Annotated in this window: 25 protein-coding genes; 19 read left to right on the top strand and 6 right to left on the bottom strand. The window is 68.7% G+C overall.

Annotated features, from left to right (window positions below):
- Positions 1-209: 209 nt before the first annotated feature.
- From CAL24_RS00515 to CAL24_RS00490, 6 genes are all read left to right on the top strand, one after another.
- The gene (locus CAL24_RS00515; RefSeq protein WP_094805461.1) at positions 210-839 is read left to right on the top strand and encodes a LysE family transporter; all 630 of its coding nucleotides are present in this window, start codon (positions 210-212) and stop codon (positions 837-839) included.
- 51 nt (positions 840-890) lie between these two features.
- On the top strand, positions 891-2,498 hold the full coding sequence (locus CAL24_RS00510) for a peptide chain release factor 3 (RefSeq protein ID WP_028353779.1): 1,608 nt from the start codon (positions 891-893) through the stop codon (positions 2,496-2,498).
- A gap of 21 nt (positions 2,499-2,519) precedes the next feature.
- Positions 2,520-3,197 carry a hypothetical protein gene (locus CAL24_RS00505; protein WP_028353780.1) on the top strand — a complete coding sequence of 226 codons (678 nt, stop codon included), beginning with the start codon at positions 2,520-2,522 and terminating at the stop codon, positions 3,195-3,197.
- Positions 3,198-3,300: 103 nt separating this feature from the next.
- Complete coding sequence (locus CAL24_RS00500) at positions 3,301-3,477, top strand: ribbon-helix-helix protein, CopG family (protein WP_038853290.1); 177 nt, start codon at positions 3,301-3,303, stop codon at positions 3,475-3,477.
- Between the two features lies 1 nt (position 3,478).
- Positions 3,479-3,826 carry a VOC family protein gene (locus CAL24_RS00495; RefSeq protein ID WP_094805460.1) on the top strand — a complete coding sequence of 116 codons (348 nt, stop codon included), beginning with the start codon at positions 3,479-3,481 and terminating at the stop codon, positions 3,824-3,826.
- Between the two features lie 5 nt (positions 3,827-3,831).
- Positions 3,832-4,698: a class I SAM-dependent methyltransferase gene (locus CAL24_RS00490; protein ID WP_094805459.1), complete on the top strand. Its 867-nt coding sequence runs from the start codon at positions 3,832-3,834 to the stop codon at positions 4,696-4,698.
- A 66-nt stretch (positions 4,699-4,764) separates the two neighbouring features.
- Here CAL24_RS00490 and CAL24_RS00485 read toward each other — a convergent pair whose 3' ends face one another.
- The 3 genes from CAL24_RS00485 to CAL24_RS00475 all read right to left on the bottom strand — a co-directional run bounded on the left by CAL24_RS00485 (position 4,765) and on the right by CAL24_RS00475 (position 8,783).
- The gene (locus CAL24_RS00485) at positions 4,765-6,852 is read right to left on the bottom strand and encodes a PhoX family protein (protein WP_094805458.1); all 2,088 of its coding nucleotides are present in this window, start codon (positions 6,850-6,852) and stop codon (positions 4,765-4,767) included.
- A 184-nt stretch (positions 6,853-7,036) separates the two neighbouring features.
- Positions 7,037-7,513 (bottom strand): bacterioferritin, encoded by a 477-nt coding sequence (gene bfr, locus CAL24_RS00480; protein WP_028353784.1) that lies wholly within the window; start codon positions 7,511-7,513, stop codon positions 7,037-7,039.
- Between the two features lie 343 nt (positions 7,514-7,856).
- Positions 7,857-8,783 carry a DMT family transporter gene (locus CAL24_RS00475; protein WP_028353785.1) on the bottom strand — a complete coding sequence of 309 codons (927 nt, stop codon included), beginning with the start codon at positions 8,781-8,783 and terminating at the stop codon, positions 7,857-7,859.
- Between the two features lie 134 nt (positions 8,784-8,917).
- On the opposite strand from CAL24_RS00475, the gene CAL24_RS00470 reads away from it, so the two are divergent.
- The gene (locus CAL24_RS00470; RefSeq protein WP_028353786.1) at positions 8,918-9,769 is read left to right on the top strand and encodes a LysR substrate-binding domain-containing protein; all 852 of its coding nucleotides are present in this window, start codon (positions 8,918-8,920) and stop codon (positions 9,767-9,769) included.
- A gap of 24 nt (positions 9,770-9,793) precedes the next feature.
- Here the strand turns inward: CAL24_RS00470 and CAL24_RS00465 are convergent, their stop codons facing one another.
- Positions 9,794-10,072 carry a (2Fe-2S)-binding protein gene (locus tag CAL24_RS00465; protein WP_028353787.1) on the bottom strand — a complete coding sequence of 93 codons (279 nt, stop codon included), beginning with the start codon at positions 10,070-10,072 and terminating at the stop codon, positions 9,794-9,796.
- Between the two features lie 101 nt (positions 10,073-10,173).
- Complete coding sequence (rpoN, locus tag CAL24_RS00460) at positions 10,174-11,607, bottom strand: RNA polymerase factor sigma-54 (RefSeq protein ID WP_094805457.1); 1,434 nt, start codon at positions 11,605-11,607, stop codon at positions 10,174-10,176.
- Here rpoN and CAL24_RS00455 point away from each other — a divergent pair.
- The gene (locus tag CAL24_RS00455; protein ID WP_028353789.1) at positions 11,606-12,259 is read left to right on the top strand and encodes a hypothetical protein; all 654 of its coding nucleotides are present in this window, start codon (positions 11,606-11,608) and stop codon (positions 12,257-12,259) included. The two genes, rpoN and CAL24_RS00455, sit on opposite strands and share 2 nt — an antisense overlap.
- A 377-nt stretch (positions 12,260-12,636) precedes the next feature.
- A complete protein-coding gene (gene leuA / locus CAL24_RS00450; RefSeq protein ID WP_028353790.1) occupies positions 12,637-14,349 on the top strand; it encodes a 2-isopropylmalate synthase in 1,713 nt (570 codons plus the stop codon).
- 94 nt (positions 14,350-14,443) lie between these two features.
- Here leuA and CAL24_RS00445 read toward each other — a convergent pair whose 3' ends face one another.
- Entirely contained in the window at positions 14,444-15,739 is a 1,296-nt protein-coding gene (locus tag CAL24_RS00445) for an amidase (protein ID WP_094805456.1), read from the bottom strand.
- Between the two features lie 193 nt (positions 15,740-15,932).
- On the opposite strand from CAL24_RS00445, the gene CAL24_RS00440 reads away from it, so the two are divergent.
- The 10 genes from CAL24_RS00440 (at position 15,933) to CAL24_RS00395 (ending at position 25,726) form a co-directional block, all read left to right on the top strand.
- On the top strand, positions 15,933-16,976 hold the full coding sequence (locus tag CAL24_RS00440; protein WP_094805455.1) for a LacI family DNA-binding transcriptional regulator: 1,044 nt from the start codon (positions 15,933-15,935) through the stop codon (positions 16,974-16,976).
- Complete coding sequence (locus CAL24_RS00435) at positions 16,973-17,983, top strand: ABC transporter substrate-binding protein (RefSeq protein WP_028353793.1); 1,011 nt, start codon at positions 16,973-16,975, stop codon at positions 17,981-17,983. Before CAL24_RS00440 ends, CAL24_RS00435 begins: the two co-directional genes overlap by 4 nt.
- Before the next feature lie 39 nt (positions 17,984-18,022).
- A complete protein-coding gene (locus tag CAL24_RS00430) occupies positions 18,023-18,838 on the top strand; it encodes an ABC transporter permease (protein ID WP_028353794.1) in 816 nt (271 codons plus the stop codon).
- 13 nt (positions 18,839-18,851) lie between these two features.
- The gene (locus CAL24_RS00425) at positions 18,852-19,652 is read left to right on the top strand and encodes an ABC transporter permease (protein ID WP_028353795.1); all 801 of its coding nucleotides are present in this window, start codon (positions 18,852-18,854) and stop codon (positions 19,650-19,652) included.
- Positions 19,653-19,664: 12 nt separating this feature from the next.
- Positions 19,665-20,663 (top strand): ABC transporter ATP-binding protein, encoded by a 999-nt coding sequence (locus CAL24_RS00420; protein ID WP_094805454.1) that lies wholly within the window; start codon positions 19,665-19,667, stop codon positions 20,661-20,663.
- Between the two features lie 39 nt (positions 20,664-20,702).
- On the top strand, positions 20,703-21,524 hold the full coding sequence (locus CAL24_RS00415) for a phosphodiesterase (protein WP_028353797.1): 822 nt from the start codon (positions 20,703-20,705) through the stop codon (positions 21,522-21,524).
- 137 nt (positions 21,525-21,661) lie between these two features.
- Positions 21,662-22,735 carry an ABC transporter ATP-binding protein gene (locus CAL24_RS00410; RefSeq protein ID WP_028353798.1) on the top strand — a complete coding sequence of 358 codons (1,074 nt, stop codon included), beginning with the start codon at positions 21,662-21,664 and terminating at the stop codon, positions 22,733-22,735.
- A gap of 10 nt (positions 22,736-22,745) precedes the next feature.
- A complete protein-coding gene (locus tag CAL24_RS00405; protein WP_094805453.1) occupies positions 22,746-24,041 on the top strand; it encodes an ABC transporter substrate-binding protein in 1,296 nt (431 codons plus the stop codon).
- A gap of 12 nt (positions 24,042-24,053) precedes the next feature.
- Positions 24,054-24,929, top strand: coding sequence for a carbohydrate ABC transporter permease (locus CAL24_RS00400; RefSeq protein WP_028353800.1), 876 nt, complete (start codon positions 24,054-24,056; stop codon positions 24,927-24,929).
- A complete protein-coding gene (locus tag CAL24_RS00395) occupies positions 24,926-25,726 on the top strand; it encodes a carbohydrate ABC transporter permease (protein ID WP_028353801.1) in 801 nt (266 codons plus the stop codon). Before CAL24_RS00400 ends, CAL24_RS00395 begins: the two co-directional genes overlap by 4 nt.
- Positions 25,727-25,752: the final 26 nt, after the last annotated feature.

The raw sequence follows: 25,752 nt of genomic DNA, 5'->3' as shown, positions 1-25,752 counted from the left end.
CCGGCCAGCGCCAGGCCCAGCCGGCGCGCGGCGACCGCCCGGCCGGCGGCCATCGCGCCGACAACCGCGCGCAACCGCAGGCGCCGCGTGGCGCCGACGGCGCCAACCGCGGCTCGGGCCGTCCCGCCGGCGCCCCCCGCGCAGCGCTGCTGGGCAAGTAATATTCGTATCCTGTTCCACGCACCGGCGGCGCGCCGCCCCTGACCGACATGACCCTCTCGACCTGGCTGACCTTCTTCGTGGCCTCCTGGGCCATTTCCTTCTCGCCGGGGGCGGGCGCCATCTCGGCCATGACCTCGGGCCTGAAGTACGGCTTCGCGCGCGGCTACTGGAACACGGCCGGGCTGATCCTGGGCATCCTGGCCCAGTTCGTGATCGTGGCGGTCGGCCTGGGCGCGGTGCTGGCCACCTCCGAGATCGCCTTCGCGGTGATGAAGTACCTGGGCGTCGCCTACCTGGTGTACCTGGGGGTGCGCCAGATCCGCACCGATGCCGCCCCGGTCGCGGTGGATGCGGGCAACCCCGCGCACTTCTCGGTGCGCGAACTGGTCGTGCGCGGCATCCTGGTGAACCTCATGAACCCCAAGGGCACGGTGTTCCTGCTGGCGGTGGTGCCGCAGTTCGTGAACCCCGCGCACGCGCTCACGCCGCAGTACGCCGCGCTGGCGGGCACTCTGGTCTTCACGGACCTGGTGGCGATGGGCGTGTATACGCTGCTGGCCGCCAAAGTGCTGCGACTGCTGCGCGACGCGCGCCACATCCGCTGGATGAACCGCATGTTCGGCTCGCTGTTCATCCTGGCGGGCGTTTTCCTGGCCACCTTCCGCCGGCAGGCGTAAGGGCACCCGGCGCCGGCGCGCCGCGAGGGCGCCGGTAAAATCGCATCAACCATGAATATTTCACAAGAAGTCGCCCGGCGACGCACGTTCGCCATCATTTCCCACCCCGACGCCGGCAAGACCACGCTTACCGAGAAGCTGCTGCTGTTCGCGGGCGCCATCCAGATCGCCGGCAGCGTCAAGGCGCGCAAGGCGTCGCGCCACGCCTCGTCCGACTGGATGGAAATCGAGAAGCAACGCGGCATCTCGGTCGCCTCGTCGGTGATGCAGATGGAGTACCGCGACTGCGTCATCAACCTGCTCGACACGCCGGGCCACCAGGACTTCTCCGAAGACACCTACCGCGTGCTGACGGCCGTGGACGCGGCGCTGATGGTCATCGACGCGGCCAACGGCGTCGAGCCGCAGACTATCCGCCTGCTGCAGGTGTGCCGCGCGCGCAACACCCCCATCATCACGTTCATCAACAAGATGGACCGCGAGGTGCGCGAGCCGCTCGACCTGCTGTCCGAGATCGAAGGCCACCTGGGCATGGACGCGGTGCCGTTCTCGTGGCCGGTGGGCATGGGCAAGGCCTTCGGCGGCGTATTCGACATCCGGCGCAACCGCATGCGGGTGTTCCGCCCCGGACAGGAGCGCCGCTCGGACGACGACGACATCATCGACGGCCTGGACAACCCCGAAATCGCCCGGCGCTTCGGTTCGGCTTTCGAACAGGCCAACAGCGAGATCGAGCTCATCCAGGAAGCCGCGCCGGCGTTCGACCGCGATGCCTTCCTGGCCGGCAAGCAGACGCCGGTGTTCTTCGGTTCGGCCATCAACAACTTCGGCGTGCAGGAAGTGCTGGACGCCCTGGTCGAACAGGCGCCGCCTCCGGGCCCGCGCCAGGCGCTGGAGCGCCTGGTCGAGCCGCAGGAGCCCAAGTTCACCGGCGTGGTGTTCAAGGTGCAGGCCAACATGGATCCGGCCCACCGCGACCGCGTGGCGTTCGTGCGCGTGAGCTCGGGCCGTTTCGAGCGCGGCATGCGCCTGAAGGTGGCGCGCACCAACAAGGAAATGCGACCCAACAACGTCGTGTCGTTCCTGTCGCAGCGCCGCGAGCTGCTCGACGAGGCCTACGCCGGCGACGTCATCGGCATCCCCAACCACGGCGTGCTGCAGCTGGGCGATGTGCTCACCGAGGGCGAAAGCCTGCGCTTCACCGGCCTGCCGTTCTTCGCGCCCGAACTCTTCCAGGCGGTGGAAGTCAAAGATCCTTTGCGCACCAAGCAGTTGCGCGTCGGCCTGACGCAGCTGGGGGAAGAGGGCGCCATCCAGGTGTTCCGCCCCGAGGCGGCCGGCGGCACGCTGCTGCTGGGCGCGGTGGGCCAGCTCCAGTTCGAGGTCGTGGCGCACCGCCTGAAGACCGAATACGGAGTCGAGGCCCGCATGTTGCCGTCGCGCTACACCATGGCGCGCTGGATCACCTCCGAGAACCCGCGCGCGCTGCGCAAGTTCATGGATGCCAATGCTGCGCACATCGCCTATGATGTGGTTGATGCGGCGGCTTTTTTGATTGGTTCGCCCGCGCAGTTGCGCGTGGCCGAAGACCTGTATCCGGATGTGAAATTCCACGCCATGCGCGAGCACGGCGGCCAGGTCTTCGGAAGCCACGCGTAGGCTGGGCGGGGCCGCCCAAAGATGAGGGTAGCAATGTCTTGGCGTGTATTGTTCGCAACGCTTCTGTTGGCGCTCGGCGCGGCAGCGTGGGGCGGAATTCAACTGGGCGACTGGCTGGTGGCGCACGCGCCGAAAGCCTCGGCCGCGCCGGGCCAGGAAAGCCTGGTGTCCCAGGAGCCCGTGCTGGACGCCAATGGCAAGCCCTACGTGGCGCAGCCGCCGCAGCCGCGCGTCGACGGCACGCTGGGCGTGCCCGACAAGCCCGGCGGCCAGGCCTGGACGGTGCCCACGGTGTCGCTGTTCGAGACCACCACCGACCCGTCCGTGCGCATCTCGCGCGACAACATCACCATGGACGAAGCGCGCGACCTGGCGGCGGCCTCGCAAGTGCCGTTGCCGTCGGGGCCGTCCGACGTCACCACGCTCGACCTGCAGGCCCTGCCGCCCACCACAACCGCCGTGCCGCCGCCCGGCCAGCAGGCCTACACGGTCAACCCGCCCGTCGCCGTGGCCCAGGCGCCCGCGCCCCCGGCCAACAACAATAGCGGCTGGCGCGACGCCCTGCGCCGCGAACTGGCGCGCTGCGCCGACACGGGTTTCTTCCAGCGCCCCACGTGCTCCTGGAACGCCCGCAACAAGTATTGCGAGCCCAATCGCGCCTGGGGCACCATCGCGGAATGCCCGCGCCGCCCCGACTGACCGCAGCCGTTCCGTCCCATTAGTTCTGCCCGGCCCGGCGACCCGGTTGACGGCGCCGCCGGCAGGTTGCTAGCATGCTAGTAAATTAGCTTCCAAGATCGCCATGGCCAATGATGAAGTCAAGCAATTCAACGTGTACTTGCCGGTCGGGCTGATCCGGCAGGTGAAGCACCACGCGATCGAAGCGGAGCTATCGCTGTCCGCGCTCGTCGCCGACGCGCTGCGCGCCTATCTCGCTGCGCAGCAGGGCGAGCGGCCATCACCTGCAGAGGAGAAATGACATGCAAACCGAAGGCATCGAAGCCGTTTTCCTGACGACCCACAACTGGGGCAAGTCCGCCAAGTTCTTCCAGGCCCTGGGCTTCAGCCTGGAGTTCGAGACCGACCACCATTCCGGGCAACTGCGCAGCGGCAATGGCCCCTATCTGTTCATTGCCGAAGTGCCGGCCGATCAGCCGCCCGAGGCGCATCTCGTGCTGAAAGCGCCGGATGACCAGGCCCGCCCGGACCCCATCGTCGAGGTCGTCACGCCCTTCGAAGATACCCATTGGGGCACCCGCGAGATGACCGTGCGCGACCCGGACGGCCGCATCTGGCGCGTGCAGGCGCCGCGATCCGGCACGGAGTGACGGCCATGGGCAGCGATCCCCAAGAAGACGGCGCGCCCGACAGCACGGCGGCGCGCGTGGCGCTGTGGCGCGCCCTGCACCGCGAGATCGACCCGCCGCCGCACATCCTGGAAGACCGCGTCGGGCTGGCGCTGCTGGCGCCGGGCGACGACTGGCGCAACCGCGGCGACATGGACCCGCGGTTCACCCGTCCGTTCCGCGCCTCCATCGTGGCGCGCGCCCGTTTCATCGAAGACCTGGTGGCGGAGCAGGCCGCCCGCGGGCTCGACCAGTACGTCATTCTCGGCGCCGGCCTGGACAGCTTCGCGCAGCGCAGGCCGGAAATCGCCTCCCGGCTCAAGATATTCGAGATCGACCGCCCGGGCCCGCAGGCATGGAAACGCCGGCGCCTGCAAGAGCTGGGGTACGGCCTGCCCGGCTGGCTGCGCTTCGTGCCGGTCGACTTCGAAGCGGGCCAGACCTGGTGGGACGCCCTGGCGGGCGCCGGCTTCGATCGCGGCAAGCCGGCAGTCGTCGCGTCCACCGGCGTCAGCATGTATCTCACCCAGGAAGCCAACGCGGCCACCCTGCGCCACGTCGCGGCCTTTGCGCCGGGTTCGATGTTCGCCATGACGTTCCTGCTGCCGCTGGAACTGGCGGGTCCGGAAGTGCGGCCGGGCCTCGAAATGGCCTGCCAGGGTGCGCGCGCCAGCGGCACGCCGTTCCTCAGTTTCTTCGCGCCGCCCGCCATCCTCGCGCTGGCGCGCGCAGCCGGCTTCGGCAGCGCGCGGCATGTGCCCGCGGCCGAACTGGCCGCGCGCTATTTCCAGGGCCGCGCGGACGGCCTGCGCCCGCCCGACAACGCGGAAGAGCTGCTGGTGGCACAGGTATGACCCGCCACGCGGGGGGCCGGCCGGAACCGGCCACCCCCGCCCATGGCGGCCGCGCGGCGACGCGCGTCACGTACCGATGATGCCGCCGTCTTCTTTCCAGATCACCACGGTCGCCGGACGCGGCCGGCTGGCCTGCGCGCCGTCGGGCCAGGTGGAGGCCTGCAGCGGGTCGGCCTGGGCCGACGCCACGCCGGGACCTTCACCGGGGTGCTGGATGTTGATGAACAGGAACTTCTGGTCCGGCGTCCAGGTGATGCCGGTCACTTCGCAGCCCACCGGGCCGGTCATGAAGCGGCGGATCTCGCGCGTCGCCGGGTTGGCCACCAGCATCTGGTTGTGGCCCTGGCCCGCGTACTCGTCGGCATTGGAGTAGTTGCCGTCGGTCTCGATCCACAGCAGGCCGCGCGGATCGAACGCCAGGCCGTCGGGGCTGTTGAAGGTGTTGTCCACCGTGACATTGTCCGAGCCGCTGCGCGGATCGGTCTTGTCGTACAGCGTCGGGTTACCGGCCAGCACGAAGATGTCCCATTCGAAGCTGAGGGCCGTGGGATTGCCATCCTGCTCGCGCCAGCGCACGATCTGGCCGTAGATATTGTCCACGCGCGGGTTGGCCTCGTCGGCGTCCGGGTGGTTGGGGCCGCCGGGATAGCGCGCCTTGCCGCTGCCGCGGCTGCTGTTGTTGGTCATGGTCACGTACACCTCGCGCGTGGCGGGATGCACGGCCACCCATTCGGGGCGGTCCATGGGCGTGGCGCCGACCGCATCGGCGGCCTGGCGGGTCTTGACCAGCAATTCGCCCATATCCTGGTTGAACAGGTCGCCCAGCGTGCCGCCGGCCAGCGCCGGCGTGTCCAGCTTGAGAGGCACCCATTCGCCGGTGCCCATGGCGTCGCCCTCGGTGTCGCCGGCCAGGAAGCGCGCCACGTACAACGTGCCGCGGTCCAGCAGCAGGCGGTTCAGCGCCGGCGTGGCCGGATCGTACTTGCCGTCGGACACGAACTTGTACACGTACTCGCTGACCTGGTCGTCGCCCATGTACACCACCACGCGGCCGTCGTCGGCCAGCGACATGGCGGCATTCTCATGCTTGAAGCGGCCCAGGGCGGTCAGTTTCTTGGGAGTGGAGTTGGGGTCGAACGGGTCGATCTCCACCACCCAGCCGAAACGGTTGTATTCGTTCGGCTCTTCGGACCAGTCGAACCGCGTGTCGTGCGTGTCCCAGCGATACGAGCTGCTCGACGTCTTGCCGCTGCCCTTGTAGCGCTCCATGTGAGCCTGGAATTCCGCATCCGGGTAGTCGACGGTGGCCGCGTCCTTCGTGCCGACGCCGAAGTAATCGGTGAAGTTCTCTTCACAAGTCAGGTAGGTGTTCCACAACGTGTAGCCGTTGCCGCAGTTGCCGAAGGTGCCGAACACGCGCGTGCCGGTGGCGTCGGCGTTGGTGCGCGTCAGGCGGCTGCCGGCGGCCGGCCCGACCAGCTGCATGGCGGTGGTGCCGTTGATGCTGCGGTTGAACGGCGAATCCAGCACGGGCTCCCACTGGTTGCCATTGCGGCGCATGTGGATCACCGACACGCCCTGCGCATATTGCGACTTGCGCACCCAGTCGAGCGTCCATTCGGCATTGCCGGGCTCCACGCCCAGCGGGAAGAAGTAGTGCGGCGTGATGTATTCGTGATTGGTCACCATCAGGCCTTCGTCGCTGCTGCCCGACGTGCTGTTGGTGCCGTCGATCGGGAAAAAGTGCATCCCGTCGTGGTTGTAGCCGATCTGCAGGGCCTGCTCGTCGCCGGTGTTGCCGGCGTCGGCGCGGAACGCGGGAGAATTGGCGTGCAGCTTGTCGCCCCAGCGGTTGATGACTGCCCAGGCATAGCCTTCCGGCACGGTCACGGTGTCGGCGACGCTGATGGGCACCGCCTTGAACCCCATGTTCACCGGTTGCGGCGGCGGGTTGCCGCCATTCCCGGGGCCGGCGTCGTCGTCATCATCATCGCTGCCGCTGCCACAGGCCGTCAGGCTGGTGCCCATGAAGCCCACCGCGCCCGCGCCCAGGCCGGCTTTCAGAAAACCGCGGCGCGACAAGGCGCGCCGCACGATGTCGTTGAAATGGGCTGTCGCCGTCGGGTTCGACGGGATATCGTCGTGGTCAGTCATGGTTTTTTCCTGTTCGCGAATAGTGGACGACCCCTCTGGCAAGCGGGGGCTGGCCGAAATGTTGGCGAAGCCAGGTTGCGTGGCAATGACAACCACGTGTCACGCACCATGAAAAAAGGCCCGCGCAAGCGGGCCCAGGACAGGTCGAACCGGAATCGCGCCGCCGCGTGCGGCGGCGGCGGGTTCAGCTTTCGACTTCCATCTGGCTTTGCAGGTAATTCTGCAGGCCGACCTTGTCGATCAGCTCGATCTGGGTCTCGAGGTAGTCGATGTGTTCTTCGGTGTCGTCCAGGATGTCCTGGAACAGGTCGCGCGAGACGTAGTCGCGCACCGACTCGCAGTGCGCGATGGCCTCTTTCACGGTGGCCTGCGCGCCCTGTTCGAGTTTCAGGTCACAGGCGAGGATCTCCGGCACGTCTTCGCCGATGAGCAGCTTGTGCAGGTCCTGCAGGTTGGGCAGGCCGTCGAGCATCAGGATGCGTTCGATCAGGCGATCGGCATGCTTCATCTCGCCGATCGATTCCTCGTACTCGTGCTTGCCCAGTTTCTTCAGGCCCCAATGCCCCAGGATGCGGGCATGCAGGAAATACTGGTTGATGGCCGTCAGTTCGTTGGTCAGTTGTTTGTTCAGGAACTGGATGACGGTTTTGTCGCCTTTCATGATGAACTCCTTGCGATCCGGTGCGCGGCGCGCGCGAATATGCGCACGCGATATGGCGCATGCAACGATCGCAGGCTAACACCGGCCCGGGGGCCGCGGCTAGAGCGGCGGCACATTTGATGAATGGCTTTGCGAGCATGATCGCAAAGCGACAATCAAATGAGAATGAGTTTGCGTGTTGGATTGGCCGCATGCGGCGGTACGCGCCGCAAGGCCCGCCGGCCGATGCGCGGCCCAAAAACCGCCGCGCCATGGCACGTGACGACCGCCATGGCGGCCGCGCCTGGCGCAATTCCGCGTCGGCCCGCAACCATCGCCACCGTTGGCGAACTGCAACGCAGCATTACGATCCGCGCGTCGCCAGCCAGATCCCCAGCGCGATCGGCACAATGCCCAGCAGGTCCTGCCAGGACACGGCCTCGCCCAGCAGCGCCCAGCCGAACAGCAGCCCGAGCGGCGGCATCAGGAAGTGCAGGGCGCTGGCCGAGGTAGCGCTGGCCCGCCCCAGGATGAGGAACCACAGGTAATAGCCGCCGATGGACACGGCGACCACCATGTAGGCCATGCTGCCCAGCAGGCTGGCCGTCAGCCGCGCGTCGGCCAGGCTTTCCTGCCACAGCGCGAACGGCAGCAGCACTACCGCGCCGGCAACGGCCTGCACGCCGGTGGACATCCACAGCCCGCTGGCCGGACGCAGGCGCTTGTACAGCAGGGTGCCGGCCACCAGCGCCAGCAGGGCCCCCGCCACCAGCCAGGTGCCATGCGCGTCCTCGGGCATGCCGCCCGACAGGCGCGAACGCAGCACGATGGCGACGCCGGCCAGCCCCAGGCACAGGCCGGCCAGGCGCCGGCCGGTCAGCCGTTCGCCCAGCACCGGGCCGGCCAGCACGCCGATCAATAGCGGGTTGGTGCTGATCAGCACGGCGGTGAAGGCCGACGACACCGTGGTCATGCCCGACCAGCTCAACCCCAGGTAAAGCGCGTTGTTGAGCGCGCCCAGCACGACCAGGCCCGCCAGCTCGCGCCAACCCGGCATGCGCCACTGGCCGGCGGCGCGCGCCACGGCCAGCATGATGATGCCGGCCACCAGGAAACGCACGGCCAGCAGGGTGAGCGGGGGACAGTCCTGCACGGCGATCTTGGCCGCCGCAAATGCCGAGCTCCATAGCAGGCAGAACACCGCGATGGGCCCCCAGGTTGCCAGGACGGAAACAGGCGCCGGCCCGCTCCATGCCGCCGGATCGCCCGCACTGGCCGTACACGTTTTCATCGATGCATTCCCATTTCGCGTGCAAATGGCCGGTCCGTCCGGCCTTCCAGGACATTCTGCGCGGCGGCCTATCCATTGACAAATTCTTTATTCGGATCAAAAGTATTTGAAAATCAAATGGAAAGGACGGATGTATGGATCTGGACCTGTTGCACAGCTTTGTCTCGGTCGTGGACGCCGGAGGCTTCACCCGCGCCGGCGAGCGCGTGCACCGCACGCAGTCCACCGTCAGCCAGCAGATCCGCAAGCTTGAGGACGCCCTCGGCTGCGCCCTGTTCGTGCGCGAGGGCCGCCGGGTGCAGCTCACCGAAGACGGCGAGCGCCTGCTGGGCTATGCGCGCCGCATGCTGGCGCTGTCCTCGGAAATTCGCGAAACCGTCAGCGGCCGGCAGCGCATCGAGGTGGTGCGGCTGGGCATCCCGGACGAGTTCGCGGTCGACCGGCTGACCGAGGTGGTCGCCAGCTTCGCCCGTAGCCACCCGGAGGTGCGCCTGTCGGTGCGCTGCGACCTCAGCGCCGCCCTGGCGCGAGCCCTGGCGCGGGGCGAGCTGGACGTGGCCTTGCTCAAGCGCGAGCCCGGCGCCGGCCCCAGCATGGCGGCCTGGCCCGAACACCTGCACTGGATCGGGCCGCACGATGCCGAGCCCGAAGCGGCGGACCCGATTCCCCTGGTGCTGTTCCCGCAGGGCTGCCTGTACCGCAATCGCGCCATCCACGCCCTTGAAAGCGCCGGGCGGCGCTGGCGCGTGGCGTACGAAAGCCCCAACCTGGCCGGCCTGCAGGCCGCGCTGGCGGGCGGCATCGGCATCGCTCTGCTGGAACGCCGCTGCATCACGGCGGCCCACCGCGTGCTGGACAGCCTGTTGCCGCGCGCCGCCCCGACCGAGCTGGCGCTCTACGCGGGCAGCACGGCCTCGGCCGCGGCGCGCGAATTGGCCCGCACGGTGGAAGAATTCTGTGGCAGGGAAGTAGGACCGGCGCGCTGAGCGCGCGCCGCATGACCCGCGGGCTCAGGCCGCGGCGACCAGGGGAATGGGAAAGCTGTTGGCGGCGGGCGCGTCGGCCTCGACCACGGTTGCGCCCGGGTTGACCGCCATGGCCACCGATTGAACGTTGCAAACGCTGGAACAGCGCCCGCCCGGCAGGTATTCCTCGGCCGTGGCAGCGCAGCAGCCGCAGCACGTGGCCACGCCCAGCTCGAACTGCAGGTCGGAAAGCGTCGTAGCGCCGGCGTCCACGGAGGCGCGGACCTGGCGTTCGGTGACGGCATTACATACGCAAATGTACATGAGAATAATTATCGTGAGTTATTCTCATAAATGCAAGCGGGCGCACCAGCCCTTCCAGCAACCTAACTGCTTGAAAATCAGGGACAAATTACCGCGCCGGCTCAGCGCGCCGCGTGCGCCTTGCGCAGGCTGGCGGGCGCGATCCGCAGAGCTTCGCGGTACTTCGCCACCGTACGGCGCGCGATCACGATGCCCCGGTCGGCCAGCCGCTGCGTGATCTGGTTGTCCGACAGCGGCTTGCGGCGATCCTCGTCGGCCACAAGCTGGCGGATGAAAGCCTGCACCGCCGTGGCTGACGCCACCTCGCCGGCGTCGGTGGCCACGCCGGTGCCGAAGAAGCGCTTGAGTTCCAGGGTGCCGAACGGCGTCAGCATGTACTTCTGGGTGGTCGCGCGCGAGATGGTCGATTCGTGCAGGCCCAGCTCGCCGGCCACGTCTTTCAGGATAAGCGGCCGCATGGCCCCCGGCCCTTCGCTGAAAAAGGCCGACTGGCGCGCCACGATGACCTGCGCCACGCGCAGGATGGTGTCGAACCGCTGCTCGACGTTGCGGATCATCCAGCGCGCCTGCTGCAGCTGCGCGTGCAGCCCGGCGTGGCTGGACTCGCGCTGGTTGCCCAGCAGTTGCGCGTACAGCCCGTTGACCTGCAGGCGCGGCACGGCCGCGCCGTTCAGTACCGCCTGCCAGCCCTGCCGCGTCTTGCGCACAATGACGTCCGGCACGGCGTAGTCGGCGGCCGGCACCGTCCAGGCCCGGCCCGGGCGGGGGTCCAGGCGGCGGATCAGGGCGTGGGCGGCCCGCGCGGTTGCCTCGTCGCAGCGCAGGGCCTCGCGCAGCCGCGCCAGGTTGCCGGCCGCCAGCAGCGGCAGGTGGTCGGCGCACAGCCGCCGCGCACAGGCCAGCACGGCCGGATCGGCCGCTTCGCGCAGGCGCGACAAGTCGGGGTTGCGCAATTGCAACACCAGGCACTCCGCCATGTCGCGCGCGCCGATGCCCGGCGGATCGAACGATTGCAGCAGGGTCAGGGCGGCGCGCAGCTCGTCCAGGTCGGCCTCGGCCTCGGGCGGCAGCCACTGCAGGATCTCCTCCAGCGGCGAACCCAGGTAGCCGTTTTCGTCGAGCTCGTCGATCAGCAACCCGACCAGCGCGGCGTCGCGCCGCCCGGCCCGGGTCAGCCCCAGCTGGGCCAGCAGGTGCTCGCGCAGCGTCTCGCTGCGCGCCGTATCCGGGCCATCGGCGCGGTCGTCGGGATAGACGCCGCCGGCGCCAGGCATTTCGTCGGCGCGCGTCTCGGCCTCGCGCGCGGGCTCGTCGTCCAGCGTGGTTTCGCGTTCGGGGTGGGCGTCCGTGTCGGCGCGCTCCTCGCTGCGCTCGAGCATGGGATTGTCGGCCAGGGCCTGGTCGATTTCCGCCTGCAGGTCCAGCGTGGAAAGCTGCAGCAACCGGATCGATTGCTGCAGTTGGGGGGTCAACGCGAGATGTTGACCGGTTCGAAGTTCTAACGCGGGCCTGGTCATAGGTACAATATTTTGCATGATGAATCCCGCCTCGCCCGAACGTGTCCGCCAAGATTGCCGTCTGATCGGCCAGACGCTGCTGAAACTGGCGCTGCCTCGCCTGCTGATCCGGGCGGTGGTTCTGATCGTCGCCGCCATCATCTGGCTGCTGGTCGCATCCTGGCTGCTCGACTTCGGGCGCGGCCTGTCATTCGACAGCCTGCAGGCCCTGGGCCAGCAGACCAGCGACTTCCTGGCGCGCATCAACCCCTATGTCTGGTGGGGCGTGGTGGTCATCTGGACCCTCATCGTATTCTTCATCGTGCGCGCCTGGGTGACTTCCGACGTGGCGTCCACCCGCGCCCGGCCGGTGCCGCCGTCCGAACTGGCGCAACTGCGCTCGCAATTGTCGGACGACGTCACGGCAGTGCTGCGCTGGGTCTGGGGCAGCCGCGACGAACCCTTCACCCTGGGCGACCTGCGCCTGGCGCTGGCCGAATTGCGCCACAGCCGCATCGGCAAGATGGAGCTGGTGCGGCAGCAGGGCGACATCCTGGACGGCCACCCGCCCGCCCAGCGCGCCCCGGAAGCCGCCCCCACCCGGCCCGCCATGCCGCCCGCCGGCGCGGCCCAGCCCGACATCCGCCCCGATGTCCGTCCGGCCGGGACGCGCATCGAGCCCAATTTGTAAGGCGCCGGGCGCCTCTTTGGCCCTGGCCGTTGCGCTTGGGGCCAAAATGTGTTTGACTTACGTCTTATGGCCGATATCCGATTCCCCCTCGCGATTGCCTCCGGACGCCTCAGCGCGCCGGGCGCCGGCCTGCGCGCGTCCCTCTCCCTCATCGCGCTATCGCTATACCTACCGATCGGTTGCCGGGCCTAGCGCCCTGTGGTAGCTCGGCAGCCACGCTCGCCACAAGCCTGTTCCCTGTTCATCGCTTGACCCCAGCCGGCCCATCCATGGCCCGCTGACGGCCCCGGACCATTATCCCGGCCTGCGAACAGGGCTCACCGGAACCAAAACCGGAATTCCTCCCGCCACCCGCCGGGAATATTGATCGAGGTGTACTGATGCTTGCCAACCCCGCCACCAAATACGTACCGTTCGCGCCGTTCGCCCGCGACTTTTCCGAACGCACCTGGCCGAGCCGCCGCATTACGCAGCCGCCCATCTGGATGAGCACCGACCTGCGCGACGGCAACCAGTCGCTGATCGAGCCGATGAGCGTCGAGCGCAAGCTGCGTTTCTTCGAGCAGTTGGTCAAGATCGGTTTCAAGGAAATCGAGGTCGGCTTCCCCTCCGCGTCGCAGACGGATTTCGACTTCGTGCGCAAGCTGGTGGACGAGAAGCGCATTCCCGACGACGTCACCATCATCGTGCTGACCCAATCGCGCGAGGACCTGATCAGCCGCACCGTCGAAGCCGCGGCCGGCGCCCGGCAGGCCATGGTGCACCTGTACAACGCGTGTGCGCCGGCGTTCCGCAAGGTCGTCTTCAACATGAGCAAGGACGAGATCAAGCAGATCGCGGTCACGGGCACGCAGTGGGTCAAGCAATACATGGCCCGGCATCCCGAGACCGACTGGCGCTATGAATACTCGCCCGAAGTCTTCAGCACCACCGAGCCCGAGTTCGCCCTGGAAGTCTCCAACGCCGTGGCCGACGTGTGGCAGCCCACGCCGCAGAAGAAGATGGTGCTGAACCTGCCGGCCACCATCGAGGCCACCACCCCCAACCTGTACGCCGACCAGATCGAATGGATGCACAAGAACCTGGCGCGCCGCGACAGCATCGTGCTGAGCGTGCACCCGCACAATGACCGCGGCACCGCCGTGGCGGCCGCCGAATTCGCCGTCATGGCGGGCGCCGACCGCATCGAAGGCTGCCTGTTCGGCAGCGGCGAGCGCACCGGCAACGTCGACCTGGTGACGCTGGCGCTGAACTTGTACACGCAAGGCGTGCACCCGGGCCTGGATTTCTCCGACATCGACGAAGTGCGCCGCTGCGCCGAGTACTGCAACCAGTTGCCGGTGCATCCGCGCCACCCGTATGCCGGCGACCTGGTGTTCACCGCGTTCTCGGGCTCGCACCAGGACGCCATCAAGAAGGGCTTTGCGCAGCAGAAGCCCGACGCCGTATGGGAAGTGCCGTACCTGCCGATCGACCCGGCCGACCTGGGCCGCAGCTACGATGCGGTCATCCGCGTCAACAGCCAATCGGGCAAGGGCGGGGTGTCGTACCTGCTCGAACAGGAACACGGCCTGGTGCTGCCGCGCCGCCTGCAGATCGAATTCAGCCGCGCCATCCAGCGCGTCACCGACGAAACCGGGCGCGAAGTCACGGCGGACGACGTGCACACCATTTTCAATCGTGAATACCTGGAGCAGCACACGCCCTGGAAACTGGTGCGCCACCGCATCGACGGCGACCCGAGCGCCGGGCAGGGCAAACAGTTCAGCATCCAGGTCGAGCTCGACTACAACGGCGAGCGCCGCGTGGTGACGGGCACCGGCGACGGCGCCATCTCGGCCTTCGTGGCGGCGCTGGACGTGCCCGTGCGCATCATGGACTACCACGAACACGCCATCGGCACCGGCACCGACACGCGCGCCGCCAGCTATGTCGAATTGCGCGTCGGCGATTCCGCCACGGGCTTCGGCGTGGGTATCGACAGCGACATCGTCACCGCCTCGTTCCGGGCCGTGCTCAGCGCCGTGAACCGGCACCTGGCCAACGGCGCCAATGTCCAGTCCGAAAGCGAAACCGCCCAGGCCGCGTGATCCGCGTCCCCGGCTCGCAGGCCCGCCTACCGGCGGGCCTTTTTATTTGGGCCGGCCGCCGGGCGGCGCGCGCGGCCCGGGCCTGCGCGAGGACTCAGCCGGGCCCGTCCGGACGCAGCACGTTCAACACCCAGCGCGCAATGGCCAGCGTGCGGTGGTCGTCACCGGCGCGGCCCACGGCTTGCAGGCCCACCGGCAGGCCTTGCGGGCCGGTATGGAAGGGCAGGTGCACGCAGGGCAGGCCGAACAAGGTCCAGACCCGGCAGAATAGCGGGTCGCCCGTGCCCTGGTCGAAGAAGGGCGCTTCGCCGCTGGCGCTGGGCGCCAGCAGGATGTCGTACTGTTCGAACCATTGCGCCACGCGCGCGCGGCCTTGCGCGGCACGCTCCAGGTTGGCGGCATGCTGCTCGGCGCCGATGGACGCGCCGGCCTCCAGCAGCGCCCGCAGCGAGCCGCTCAGCTGGGCCGCATGGCGGCTGTGCTCGAAAACCAGGGCCTGGGCCGCCTCGAAGCTCATGATGTCGGCATGCACCTGCACCAGGGCGCAGAGATCGGCCGGCAGTTCCAGTTCGCGCACCTGGGCGCCGGCGCGCGACAGCGCGCTGGCGGCTTCGCTGAAGGCGGCGCGCGTCTCGGCCTCGGTGTGGCGCCACTGGAGCGTGCGGTACATGCCGATGCGCGGCTTGTGGTCGTAGTCCAGCTCGCGCAAGCGCGGCTCGCGCATCAGCACCGAAGCGAACAACGCCACGTCGTCGACCGTGCGCGCCAGGCCGCCCACGGTGTCGAGCGAGTCGGCCAGGCTTTTCATGCCAGCGCGGGCGATGCGTCCGAAACTGGGTTTGTAGCCCACCACGCCGCAATAGGCGGCGGGCCGGATGATGGACCCGGCGGTCTGGGTGCCCAGCGCGAACGGCACCATGTCGTCGGCCACGGCGGCGGCCGAGCCGCTGGAAGAACCGCCCGGCGTGTAGGCCGGGTTGCGCGGATTGCGGGTGGGCCCCGGCTGGTACGACGCGAACTCGGTGGTCACGGTCTTGCCGGCGACGATGGCGCCGGCGGCGCGACAGACGGCTACGGCGGCCGCGTCCAGGGGCGGCCGGTGGTGCTCGTAGATGGCCGAACCGTAGCGGGTCGGCAGGTCGCAGGTGGCGAAGATGTCCTTCACGCCGAACGGCAGCCCGTGCAGCACGCCGCGCACCGCGGCGCGGTCCTGCTCGCGCGCCTGGGCCAGGGCCTGCGCCTTGTCGAGCGCGACCCAGGCCCGCACGGCGTCGTCGCGCTGCTCGATGCGCGCAAAGCACGCGCGCATCAGTTGTTCGGCGCTGAGCTCGCGACGCGCCAGCATTTGCGCGGCGCGGGTAGCGCTCAAGCGGTTCAGTTCAACAGCCATTGTTTCTTTTCCCCTGTAGCAGCATCGTCTTTATATAGTGCACCGCAATGACGACGATGGCATTGCCGCCTGCTTGCGGCACCGCAACACCTGTTCTGGTTGGCGCGGCGATGAAATGACGATACCGTATCTTCTGAAATCTGGGTGTCATGCTTTACCCCTAGAATGAAAACGTTTTCAAGGGTGACCCGTCATGACCACGAAGCCGCCGCACCGTCCGTCGATACTCGAGATCGCCCGCAAGGCCGGCGTGTCGCCGGCCACCGTGTCGCGCGCCTTCAACCAGCCCGGGCTGCTGCGCGCCGAGACGCTGGCGCGCATCGAGTCGGTCGCCCAGCGCAGCGGTTTCCGGCCCAATCGCGTGGGCCGCAGCCTGCGCGCCGGCCGCACGCGCACCATCGGCCTGCTGCTTCCGACCCTGTCCAACCCGGTCTTCGCCGACTGCTTCGAAGGCGCCGAGGAATATGCGCGCGCCGCCGGCTACAGCGTGATGATGGGCATCACCGGCTATGACCCATCAGTCGAATCCGCCTCGGTACAGGCGCTGATCGACCACCAGATCGACGGCCTCATCCTCACGGTGGGCAACCCGGCGCGCAACGCCACCTTGCGCGCCCTGGACGCGGCCGGCATGCCGCACATCCTGGCGTACAACGAGTCCGGCGCGCATCCGTTCGTCTCGGTCGACAACAAGGCGGCCGCCCACGAAATGGTGGCGCGCCTGGCGGCCCTGGGCCACCGGCGCATCGCCTTCGTCAGCGGCCCGCTGCCGGCCTCCGACCGCGCGCGGCGGCGCCTGCAGGGCGCGCGCGCCTGCGCCCAGGCGCTGGGCCTGCAGCCCGTGGAGCACGTGCCCATGCCGGCCCATACCGAGTCCAGCGCGCCATTGCTGCGCGCCATGCTGGCGCGCGCCGACGCTCCTACCGCATTGTTCTGTTCCAACGACCTGCTGGCCGTCTCGGTCATCGCCCAGATGGCCGGGCTGGGCGTCCGCGTGCCGGACGACCTGGCCGTCTGCGGGTTCGACGGCATCGGCATCGGCGCCCTCATGGTGCCGCCGCTGAGCACCGTGGAACAGCCCAGCCGCCAGATCGGCGCGACCGCCTGCGAGCTGCTGCTGGCCCGCCTGCGCGGCGATGCGCCGGCGTCGGTGCGGCTGCCGCATCGCATCATCGACGGCGGCACCGCGGCCGCCCTCATTTCCCCCGTGCCCTCTACAAGGAAACGCTCATCATGAAACCGCTCATCTCGCTGGCGCTGCGCGCCGCGGCGCTGGGCCTGGCCCTGGCCGCAACGGCCGCCCAGGCGCAGAACGCCATCTGCTACAACTGTCCGCCCGAATGGGCCGACTGGGGCACGCAACTCAAGGCCATCAAGCAGGCCACCGGCATCACGGTGCCGGCCGACAACAAGAACTCGGGCCAGTCGCTGGCCTCGATCGCCGCCGAGAAGAACAACCCGGTCGCCGACGTGGTGTACTACGGCGTCACCTTCGGCATCCAGGCCGCGCAGGATGGCCTGGTGCAGGCCTACAAGCCGCAGCACTGGGACAAGATTCCGGCCGGCATGAAAGACCCGGACGGCAAGTGGTTCGCCATCCACTCGGGCGCGCTGGGCCTGATGGTCAACGTCGACGCGCTGGGCGGCAAGCCGGTGCCGCGCTCGTGGGCCGACCTGCTCAAACCGGAATACCGCGGCATGGTGGGCTACCTGGACCCCGCCTCCGCCTTCGTGGGATACGTGGGCGCGGTGGCGATCAACCGCGCCATGGGCGGCACGCTGGAGGACTTCGGACCGGCGCTGGACTGGTTCAAGAAAATGTCCGCCAACCGTCCCATCGTGCCGAAGCAGACGGCCTACGCGCGGGTCCTGTCGGGTGAAATCCCCATCCTGATCGACTACGACTTCAACGCCTACCGCGCCAAGTACAAGGATGGCGGCAATATCGAATTCGTGATCCCCGCCGAAGGCACCATTGCCGTTCCCTACGTGATGAGCCTGGTGGCCAATGCCCCGCACGCCGACAACGGCAAGCAGGTGCTGGACTTCACCCTGTCGGACCAGGGCCAGGCCATCTGGGCCAACGCCTTCCTGCGCCCGGTGCGGCCCGAGGCCATGTCGGCCGACGCGCAGCAGAAGTTCCTGCCCGAGTCCGAGTATGCCCGCGTCGGCACGGTGGACTACGTGAAAATGGCGGCCGGCCAGCGCGCGTTCGCGCAGCGCTATGCGCAAGAGGTGAACTGATGCGCCGCCGCCCCGCCTTCGCCCGCGGGGCGCGCTGACATGGCGCGCCGCGGATGGATCTGGTTCGCCGCGCCCGCGGCGACGCTGTTCCTGGCCTTCTGGCTGCTGCCGATGGCGGGGCTGGCGCTGGTCGGCGCGCAAGGCAGGGATGGACAGTCGGCCTACCTGACGGTGCTGAGCCGCTCGCAGTACTGGGTCAGCCTCTTCAATACGATGGCGTTGTCGCTGGCCGCGACGCTGGCGACCCTGCTGGCGGCGCTGCCGGTAGGCCGTTTCCTGGCCTGGCATCGCCATTTCCGCGGACGCCGCCTGCTGATGTCGCTGTTGATGTTCCCGCTGGCGTTCCCCGGCGTGGTGGTGGGCTTCCTCATCATCCTGCTGGCGGGGCGCCAGGGCCTCATCGGCACGCTCACCGAATGGCTGGCCGGCGACCGGCTGGTGTTCGCCTACGGCATGGGCGGGCTGTTCCTGGGCTATTTGTACTTCTCGTTGCCGCGCTGCATCGGCGTGATCGCGGCGGCGGCCGAGCAGATCGACGCCAGCCTGCTGGAAGCGGCGCGCACGCTGGGCGCCAGCCCCTGGCGGCGCTTCGTGGATATCGAGCTGCCCGCGCTCGCGCCGGCGCTGATCGGCGCCGGCGCCATGAGCTTCGCCACCAGCATGGGCGCATTCGGCACCGCCTTCACCCTGGCTACCCAGATCGACGTGCTGCCCATCACCATCTACAACGAATTCACCAACTACGCCAATATCCCGGTGGCCGCGGCGCTGTCGATCGTCCTCGGCCTGGCGACCTGGGCCGTGCTGTACGTGGCGCACAGCCTGGCCGGCGCGCGCCTCGGCGCGGCGGGATAGAAAGTCACCAGACATGAACGCCTCCAAGACCGATACCCGCCTGGGCCTGGCCGTCACGCTGGCAGTGGCGGCTTTCCTGATCGGCCCGGTCGTGCTGTCCGTGCTGGCCGGCCTGACCAAGAACTACTTCGTGGGCCTGTCCAGCGGCCTGACGCTGCGCTGGGTGGCCGAAGTGTGGTCGCTCTATGCCGAGACGATCTGGCGCTCGTTCGCCGTGGCCCTGCTCACGCTGGCGATCTGCACGCTGGTCGGGGTGCCGGCGGCCTGGGTGCTGACCTTGCACCGCGGCCGGCTGGCGCGCGCACTCGAAGAATTGCTGACCCTGCCGGTGGCCGTGCCGGGCCTGGCCTCGGCGCTGGCGCTGATCGTCTCCTGGGGCACCGTATCCGGGCTGCGCGGCAGCATCTGGTTCATCGTGATCGGCCACGTGCTGTTCACCTTGCCGTTCATGGTGCGCGCCGCGCGCGCCAGCATGCGCGGCGCCGACCTGGCCACGCTGGACGAGGCCGCCGCCACACTGGGCGCCTCGCGCGCGCAGCGCTTCCTGCAGATCGTGGTGCCGAACGCCGCGCCCGGCATCGTGACCGGCGCGCTCACCGTGCTGACCCTGTCCATCGGCGAATTCAACCTGACCTGGCTGCTGCACACTCCCCTGACCAAGACCCTGCCGGTCGGGCTGGCCGACAGCTATGCCTCGATGCGGCTGGAGATCGCCTCGGCCTATACGCTGGTGTTCCTGCTGATGCTGGTGCCGCTGCTGGTCGGCCTGCAGTGGCTGGCCGCCCGCGGCGACCGTCCCGGCCGCGCGCATTAACCGGATTTCCTCATGACCGATCCCGTTGCCATCACCCTGAGCCGCTGCGCCAAGACCTGGCCCGACGGCACCCGCGCCCTGCAACCCATCGACCTGCGCGTGCAGGGCGGCGAGACCCTGGCGCTGCTGGGGCCCTCGGGCTGCGGCAAGACCACGCTGCTGCGGCTGATCTGCGGCCTGGAACTGGCCGACGCCGGCGCGTCGATCCGCTTCGGCGACGATGAAGTCTCGACGCTGCCGCCCGAGGCGCGCGGCGTGGGCGTGGTGTTCCAGAGCTATGCGCTGTTTCCCAACATGTCGGTGGCGCAGAACGTGGCCTACGGTCTGCGCGTACGCGACGTCGGCGCCGCCGAGCGCGACCGCCGCGCCCGCGAGCTGCTGGCGCTGGTGCGGCTGGACGGCTTCGCCGACCGGCGCGTCGACCAGTTGTCCGGCGGCCAGCGCCAGCGCGTCGCCCTGGCGCGCGCATTGGCCATCGAGCCGCGCGTGCTGCTGCTGGATGAGCCGCTGACCGCCCTGGACGCCAAGCTGCGCGAGCACTTGCGCGTCGAGCTGGCGCAGATGCTGCGCCAGTTGCGGGTCACCACGGTCATCGTCACGCACGACCAGGACGAGGCCATGATGCTGGGCGACCGCATCGCCGTCATGTCGGCCGGGCGCCTGGAACAGGTCGGCACGGCGGAAGAACTCTACCGCCGGCCCGCCAGCGATTTCGTGGCGGAGTTCCTGGGCACGCTGTGCCGCGTGCGCGCGGCGTGGTCCGGGGGCATACTGGTGGCGGGCGGCGAAGCCCTGGCCTTCCGGCCGCACGAAGCCCGGCTGGCCGCGCCGCGCCCTGGCGCGCTGCCGGCGCGCGTGCTGGCGCGCTTCTTCCTGGGAAGCTCGGTGCGCTACGAAATCGGCCTGGACGACGGCCAGCGCTTCCCGGTGGTCGCGCCCGCCCACAGCAGCCATGCCGCCGGCGAAACGGTCAGCGTCGCGCTGGCAAGCGCCGGGCCGGGCGCGGCCTGAAGCGCGGCGTTCCCTTCTTGTTCACGGATATTCCTCATCATGCTCTTCGCACAGATCAGTGACCTGCACATCCGCATGCCGGGCCAGAAAGCCTATCGCGTGGTCGAGACCGACCGCTACCTGCCGCCGGCCATCGAGGCGCTCAACCGGCTGGACCCGGCCCCCGCGCTGGTGATCGTCAGCGGCGACCTGACCGACTTCGGCCGGCCGCAAGAGTATGCGCACCTGAAACGCATGCTCGACGGCCTGCGGGCGCCGTACTACATCATGCCGGGCAACCACGATGCGCGCGACGAACTGGCCGCCGCATTCCCGCAGCACCGCTATCTGGGCGACATGGCGGACTTCGTGCAATACGCCATCGAGGACCATCCCGTGCGGCTGCTGATGCTGGACACGGTGGTGCCGATGCAGAGCCACGGCGCGCTGTGCGAACGGCGCCTGGACTGGCTGCGCCGCCGCCTGGCCGAGCAGCCGGGGCGGCCGACCGCAATCGCCATGCACCATCCGCCTTTTGCCACCGGCATCGCGCACATGGACGCCATCGGCCTGCTCGAAGGCGCGGACGCGCTGGAGCAGATCGTCGCGGCGCACCCGAATGTCGAACGGATCCTGTGCGGCCATTTGCACCGCACCATCTTCCGGCGTTTCGGCGGCACCGTGGCCTCGACCTGCCCCAGCCCGGCGCACCAGGTGGCCCTGGACCTGCGGCCCGACGGGCCGTCGGCCTTCGTGATGGAGCCGCCCGGCTTTCACCTGCACGAATGGCGCGACGGCGCGCTGGTGACCCACCACGCTTATATAGGTAGTTACCCGGGGCCTTATCCCTTCCACGAAGGCGGCGCGCTGATCGACGAGTGAAGCCGCCGCTGAAACGGCCGCGTCATGTTTGCACTGCAGAATGAAAAGGATTTCATTTGCCGCCAGAATGAGGGCCATCCATGACCGGCGCAGGCGCCCCGGCGGCGCCTGACCCCCCATAGGTTGCGTACCCGCACATGTCCACGCTCATCCTGGAACACCTGACCAAGCAGTACGGCGACGCGGCGGCCATCGACGATGTCGGCTTCACGGCGCCGGCCGGCAGCTTCACAGTGCTGCTGGGCCCGTCGGGCTGCGGCAAGTCCACCACGCTGCGCATGATCGCCGGGCTGGACACGCCCACCTCGGGCCGCATCCGCATCGGCGAACGCGACGTCACTCACCTGCCGCCGGCGCAGCGCCGCATCTCGATGGTGTTCCAGTCGTACGCGCTGTTCCCGCACCTGTCGGTGCGCGAGAACATCCTGTTCGGGCTGAAGGTGCGCAAGGAGCCCGCCGCCGACCACCCGCGGCGGCTGCAGCGCGTGGCCGACCTGCTGGGCCTGGCGCCGTTGCTGGACCGCAAGCCCTCGCAGTTGTCGGGCGGCCAGCAGCAGCGGGTGGCGCTGGGCCGCGCGGTCATTTCGGAAGCGCCGGTGTGCCTGATGGACGAGCCGCTGTCGAACCTGGACGCCCAGCTGCGCCACGAGATGCGGCGCGAGATCCGCGCGCTGCAACAGGCCCTGGGCATCACCATGGTGTACGTCACGCACGACCAGACCGAAGCCATGAGCATGGCCGACCAGGTCGTGCTGCTGCGCAACGGCCGCATCGAGCAGCTCGACACGCCCGACGGCCTGTACGCCCGGCCGGCCACGGAGTTCGCGGCGCGCTTCATCGGCACGCCGCCCATGAACCTCGTCGACCTGGCGCGGCAAGGCGATGCGACGCTGATCGCCGGCACCGAGGGGCCGCCGGTGGAGCACGCGCCGGCCGGCGCCGCGCGGCTCGGCGTGCGTCCCGAGCACATACGCATCGATGCCGCGGGCCGGCCCGCCGTGGTGGAAAGCGTCGAATACTTCGGCGCCGACTCCATCGTGGTGTGCCGCATCGGCGACAACAGCGGCGTGGCCGTGCGCGTGGCGGGCCACCTGCGCGCCGCGGCCGGCGACGCCGTGGGCCTGTCCTGGCAGCCCGGCCACCAGCACTTCTTCGCCGCCGACACGGCGGTCATCCCCACCCCCGGACGCCCCGGCGCCGGCCCCCTCTAGGAAAACCATCATGCGACGCACCGCCCTCAAAGCCCTGGCGGCCGGCCTGACCGGCGCCTTTCTCGCGCTGCCGCTGTACGCGCAGACCAAGCCCGTGGAAGTCGAGTTCTATTACCCGGTGGCGGTCGGCGGCCCGATCACCAAGATCGTCGACGACATGGTCGCCGCTTTCGAAAAGGAAAATCCCGGCATCGACATCAAGCCTATCTATGCGGGCTCGTACCAGGATTCGATCGCCAAGGCGCTTACCGCGCTCAAGGGCGGCAACCCGCCGCAGCTCGCCGTGCTGCTGTCCACCGACATGTTCACGCTGATCGACGAAGACGCCATCGTGCCGATCGACCAGCTCGCCGCCTCCGATGCCGACAAGCAATGGCTGGGCGGCTTCTACGACGCGTTCATGCAGAACAGCCGCACCGGCGGCCACGTCTGGGGCGCGCCGTTCCAGCGCTCGACCATCGTGATGTACTACAACAAGGACCTGTTCAAGCAGGCCGGCCTGGATCCCGAGCGGGCGCCGGCCACCTGGGACGAACTGGTCGAGTTCGGCAAGAAGCTCACCAAGAAGGACGCGGCCGGCAACGTGACGCAATGGGGCATCGAGATCCCGTCGGGCGGCGCGTTCGCCTATTGGCTGTTCCAGGCATTGACGACGCCCAACGACGCCATCCTCATGAACGAGGAAGGCAACGAGGTCTACCTGGACAAGCCGGCCGTGGTCGAGGCCGCGCAATTCTGGAACGACCTGTCGGCCAAGCACGGCGTGATGCCGCGCGGCACGATCGACTGGGGCACCACGCCGAAGGACTTCCTGGAGAAGAAGGCCGCCATCGTCTGGACCACCACCGGCAACCTGACCAACATCCGCAAGAATGCCGATTTCCCGTTCGGCGTGGCCATGATGCCCAAGGCCAAGCGCGGCGGCAGCCCGACCGGCGGCGGCAACTTCTACATCTTCAAGAGCGGCACGCCCGAACAGCAGGCCGCGGCGCTCAAGTTCGCGCAATGGGCCACCACGCCCGAGCGCGCGGCCGACTGGAGCATCGCCACCGGTTATGTCGCGGTCACGCCGGCCGCCTGGCAGACCGACAAGATGAAGCAGTACGCCGCCGAAGTGCCGGCCGCCACCGTCGCGCGCGACCAGCTGGAAGTCAGCGTGGCCGAGTTCTCCACCCACGACAACCAGCGCGTGACCAAGACGCTGAACGACGCCTTGCAGGCCATGCTGACCGGCGCCAAGACCCCGCAGCAGGCGCTGTCCGACGCGCAGCGCGAAGCCGACCGCGTGCTGCGCGCGTATCGCTAGGGACGGGCGGCGATGAACCGGTCCCTGCAGGCGGTGTATGGCTGGCTGCTGCTGCTGCCGGCCCTGGTGCTGCTGGCCGCGTTCACCCATTACCCGGCGCTGGCCACGTTGTGGCACAGCTTCTTCTCCACCCCGCGCGGCAACCGTCCGGCGCGCTTCGTGGGGCTGGAGAACTACCTGCTGATGCGCGACGACCCGGTGTTCTGGCAATCGCTGTGGAACAACCTGTGGTTCGCCCTGGGCACCATTCCGACGTCGATCGCCATTGCGCTGGCGATGGCGTTGTGGGTCAACCGCAATCTGGCCGGGCGCGGTTTCCTGCGCATGGCGTACTTCACGCCCACCGTGCTGCCGATGGTGGCGGTGGCCAATATCTGGCTGTTCTTCTACACGCCGCAGTACGGCCTGATCGCCCAGGTCATGCAGTGGTTCGGCCTGCCCGGCCCCAACTGGCTGGGCAGCCGCGATACGGCCCTGCCGGCGCTGATGGCGGTCACCATCTGGAAAGAGGCCGGGTTCTTCATGATCTTCTACCTGGCGGCGCTGCAGACCATCTCGCCGTCGCTGCGGGAAGCCGCGCTGCTGGAAGGGGCGTCGCGCTGGCAGTACTTCCGCCGGGTGCTGTGGCCGCTGCTGATGCCGACCACGCTGTTCGTGCTGGTCAATGCGCTCATCAACGCCTTCCGGCTGGTCGACCACGTGGTGGTGATGACGCGCGGCGGGCCCGATAACGCCAGCACGCTGCTGCTGTTCTACATCTACCAGGTCGGCTTCAGCTTCTGGGACACCTCCTACGCCGCCACGCTGACGGTCGTGCTGCTGGCGATACTGGCCATCACGGCGCTGATCAAGTTCCGCTGGCTCGACCGCAGGACGCACTACCAATGACGCGCAAGCTCGATACCCTGGGCGCCTGGCTGCTGGGCCTGCTGTGGATCCTGCCGCTGGCCTATGCGGTGTGGGCGGCTTTCCATCCGCCCGCGTACGCCACCCGCTTCGACCTGCTGGCGCCGCTGACGCTCGAGAACTTCAGCCGCGCCTGGCACGCGGCGCCGTTCCCGCGGTATTTCCTCAACACCTTCCTGCTGGTGACCATGGTACTGGCGGCGCAGCTGGTCCTGTCCACGCTGGCCGGCTATGCCTTCGCGCGCTTCGAGTTCCGCGGCCGAGACCTGGTGTTCATGCTGGTGCTGCTGCAGTTGATGATCATGCCGGATGTGCTGCTGGTCGAGAACTACCGCTCGATGAGCCTGCTGGGCGTGCGCGACACGGTGTTCGCGGTGGGCCTGCCTTACTTCGCGTCGGCCTTCGGCATCTTCCTGCTGAGGCAGACCTTCAAGACCGTGCCGCGCGAACTGGAAGAGGCCGCGCGCGTCGAGGGCGCCGGCCCGCTGCAGGTGCTGATGAAGGTGTACGTCCCCCTGGCCAAGCCCATTTACGTGGCGTATGGCCTGGTTTCGGTCAGCCACCACTGGAACAACTTCCTGTGGCCGCTGATCATCACCAATTCGGTGGAATCGCGCCCGCTGACGGTGGGGCTGCAGGTATTCGCGGCGACCGACCAGGGGATCGACTGGTCGGTCATCACCGCCGCCACGCTGCTGTCGGCGGCGCCGCTGCTGGTCGCGTTCCTGCTGTTCCAGCGCCAGTTCGTGCAGTCTTTCATGCGCGCCGGCATACGGTAGGGCGGCCGCCGGGCCGCCCCTTTATT

This window comes from Bordetella genomosp. 2 (assembly GCF_002261345.1).
Taxonomy (GTDB): Bacteria; Pseudomonadota; Gammaproteobacteria; order Burkholderiales; family Burkholderiaceae_B; genus Bordetella_A.
The sequence above is the reverse complement of the archived record's forward strand: the minus strand, read 5'-3'. Positions and strand labels throughout refer to the sequence as shown.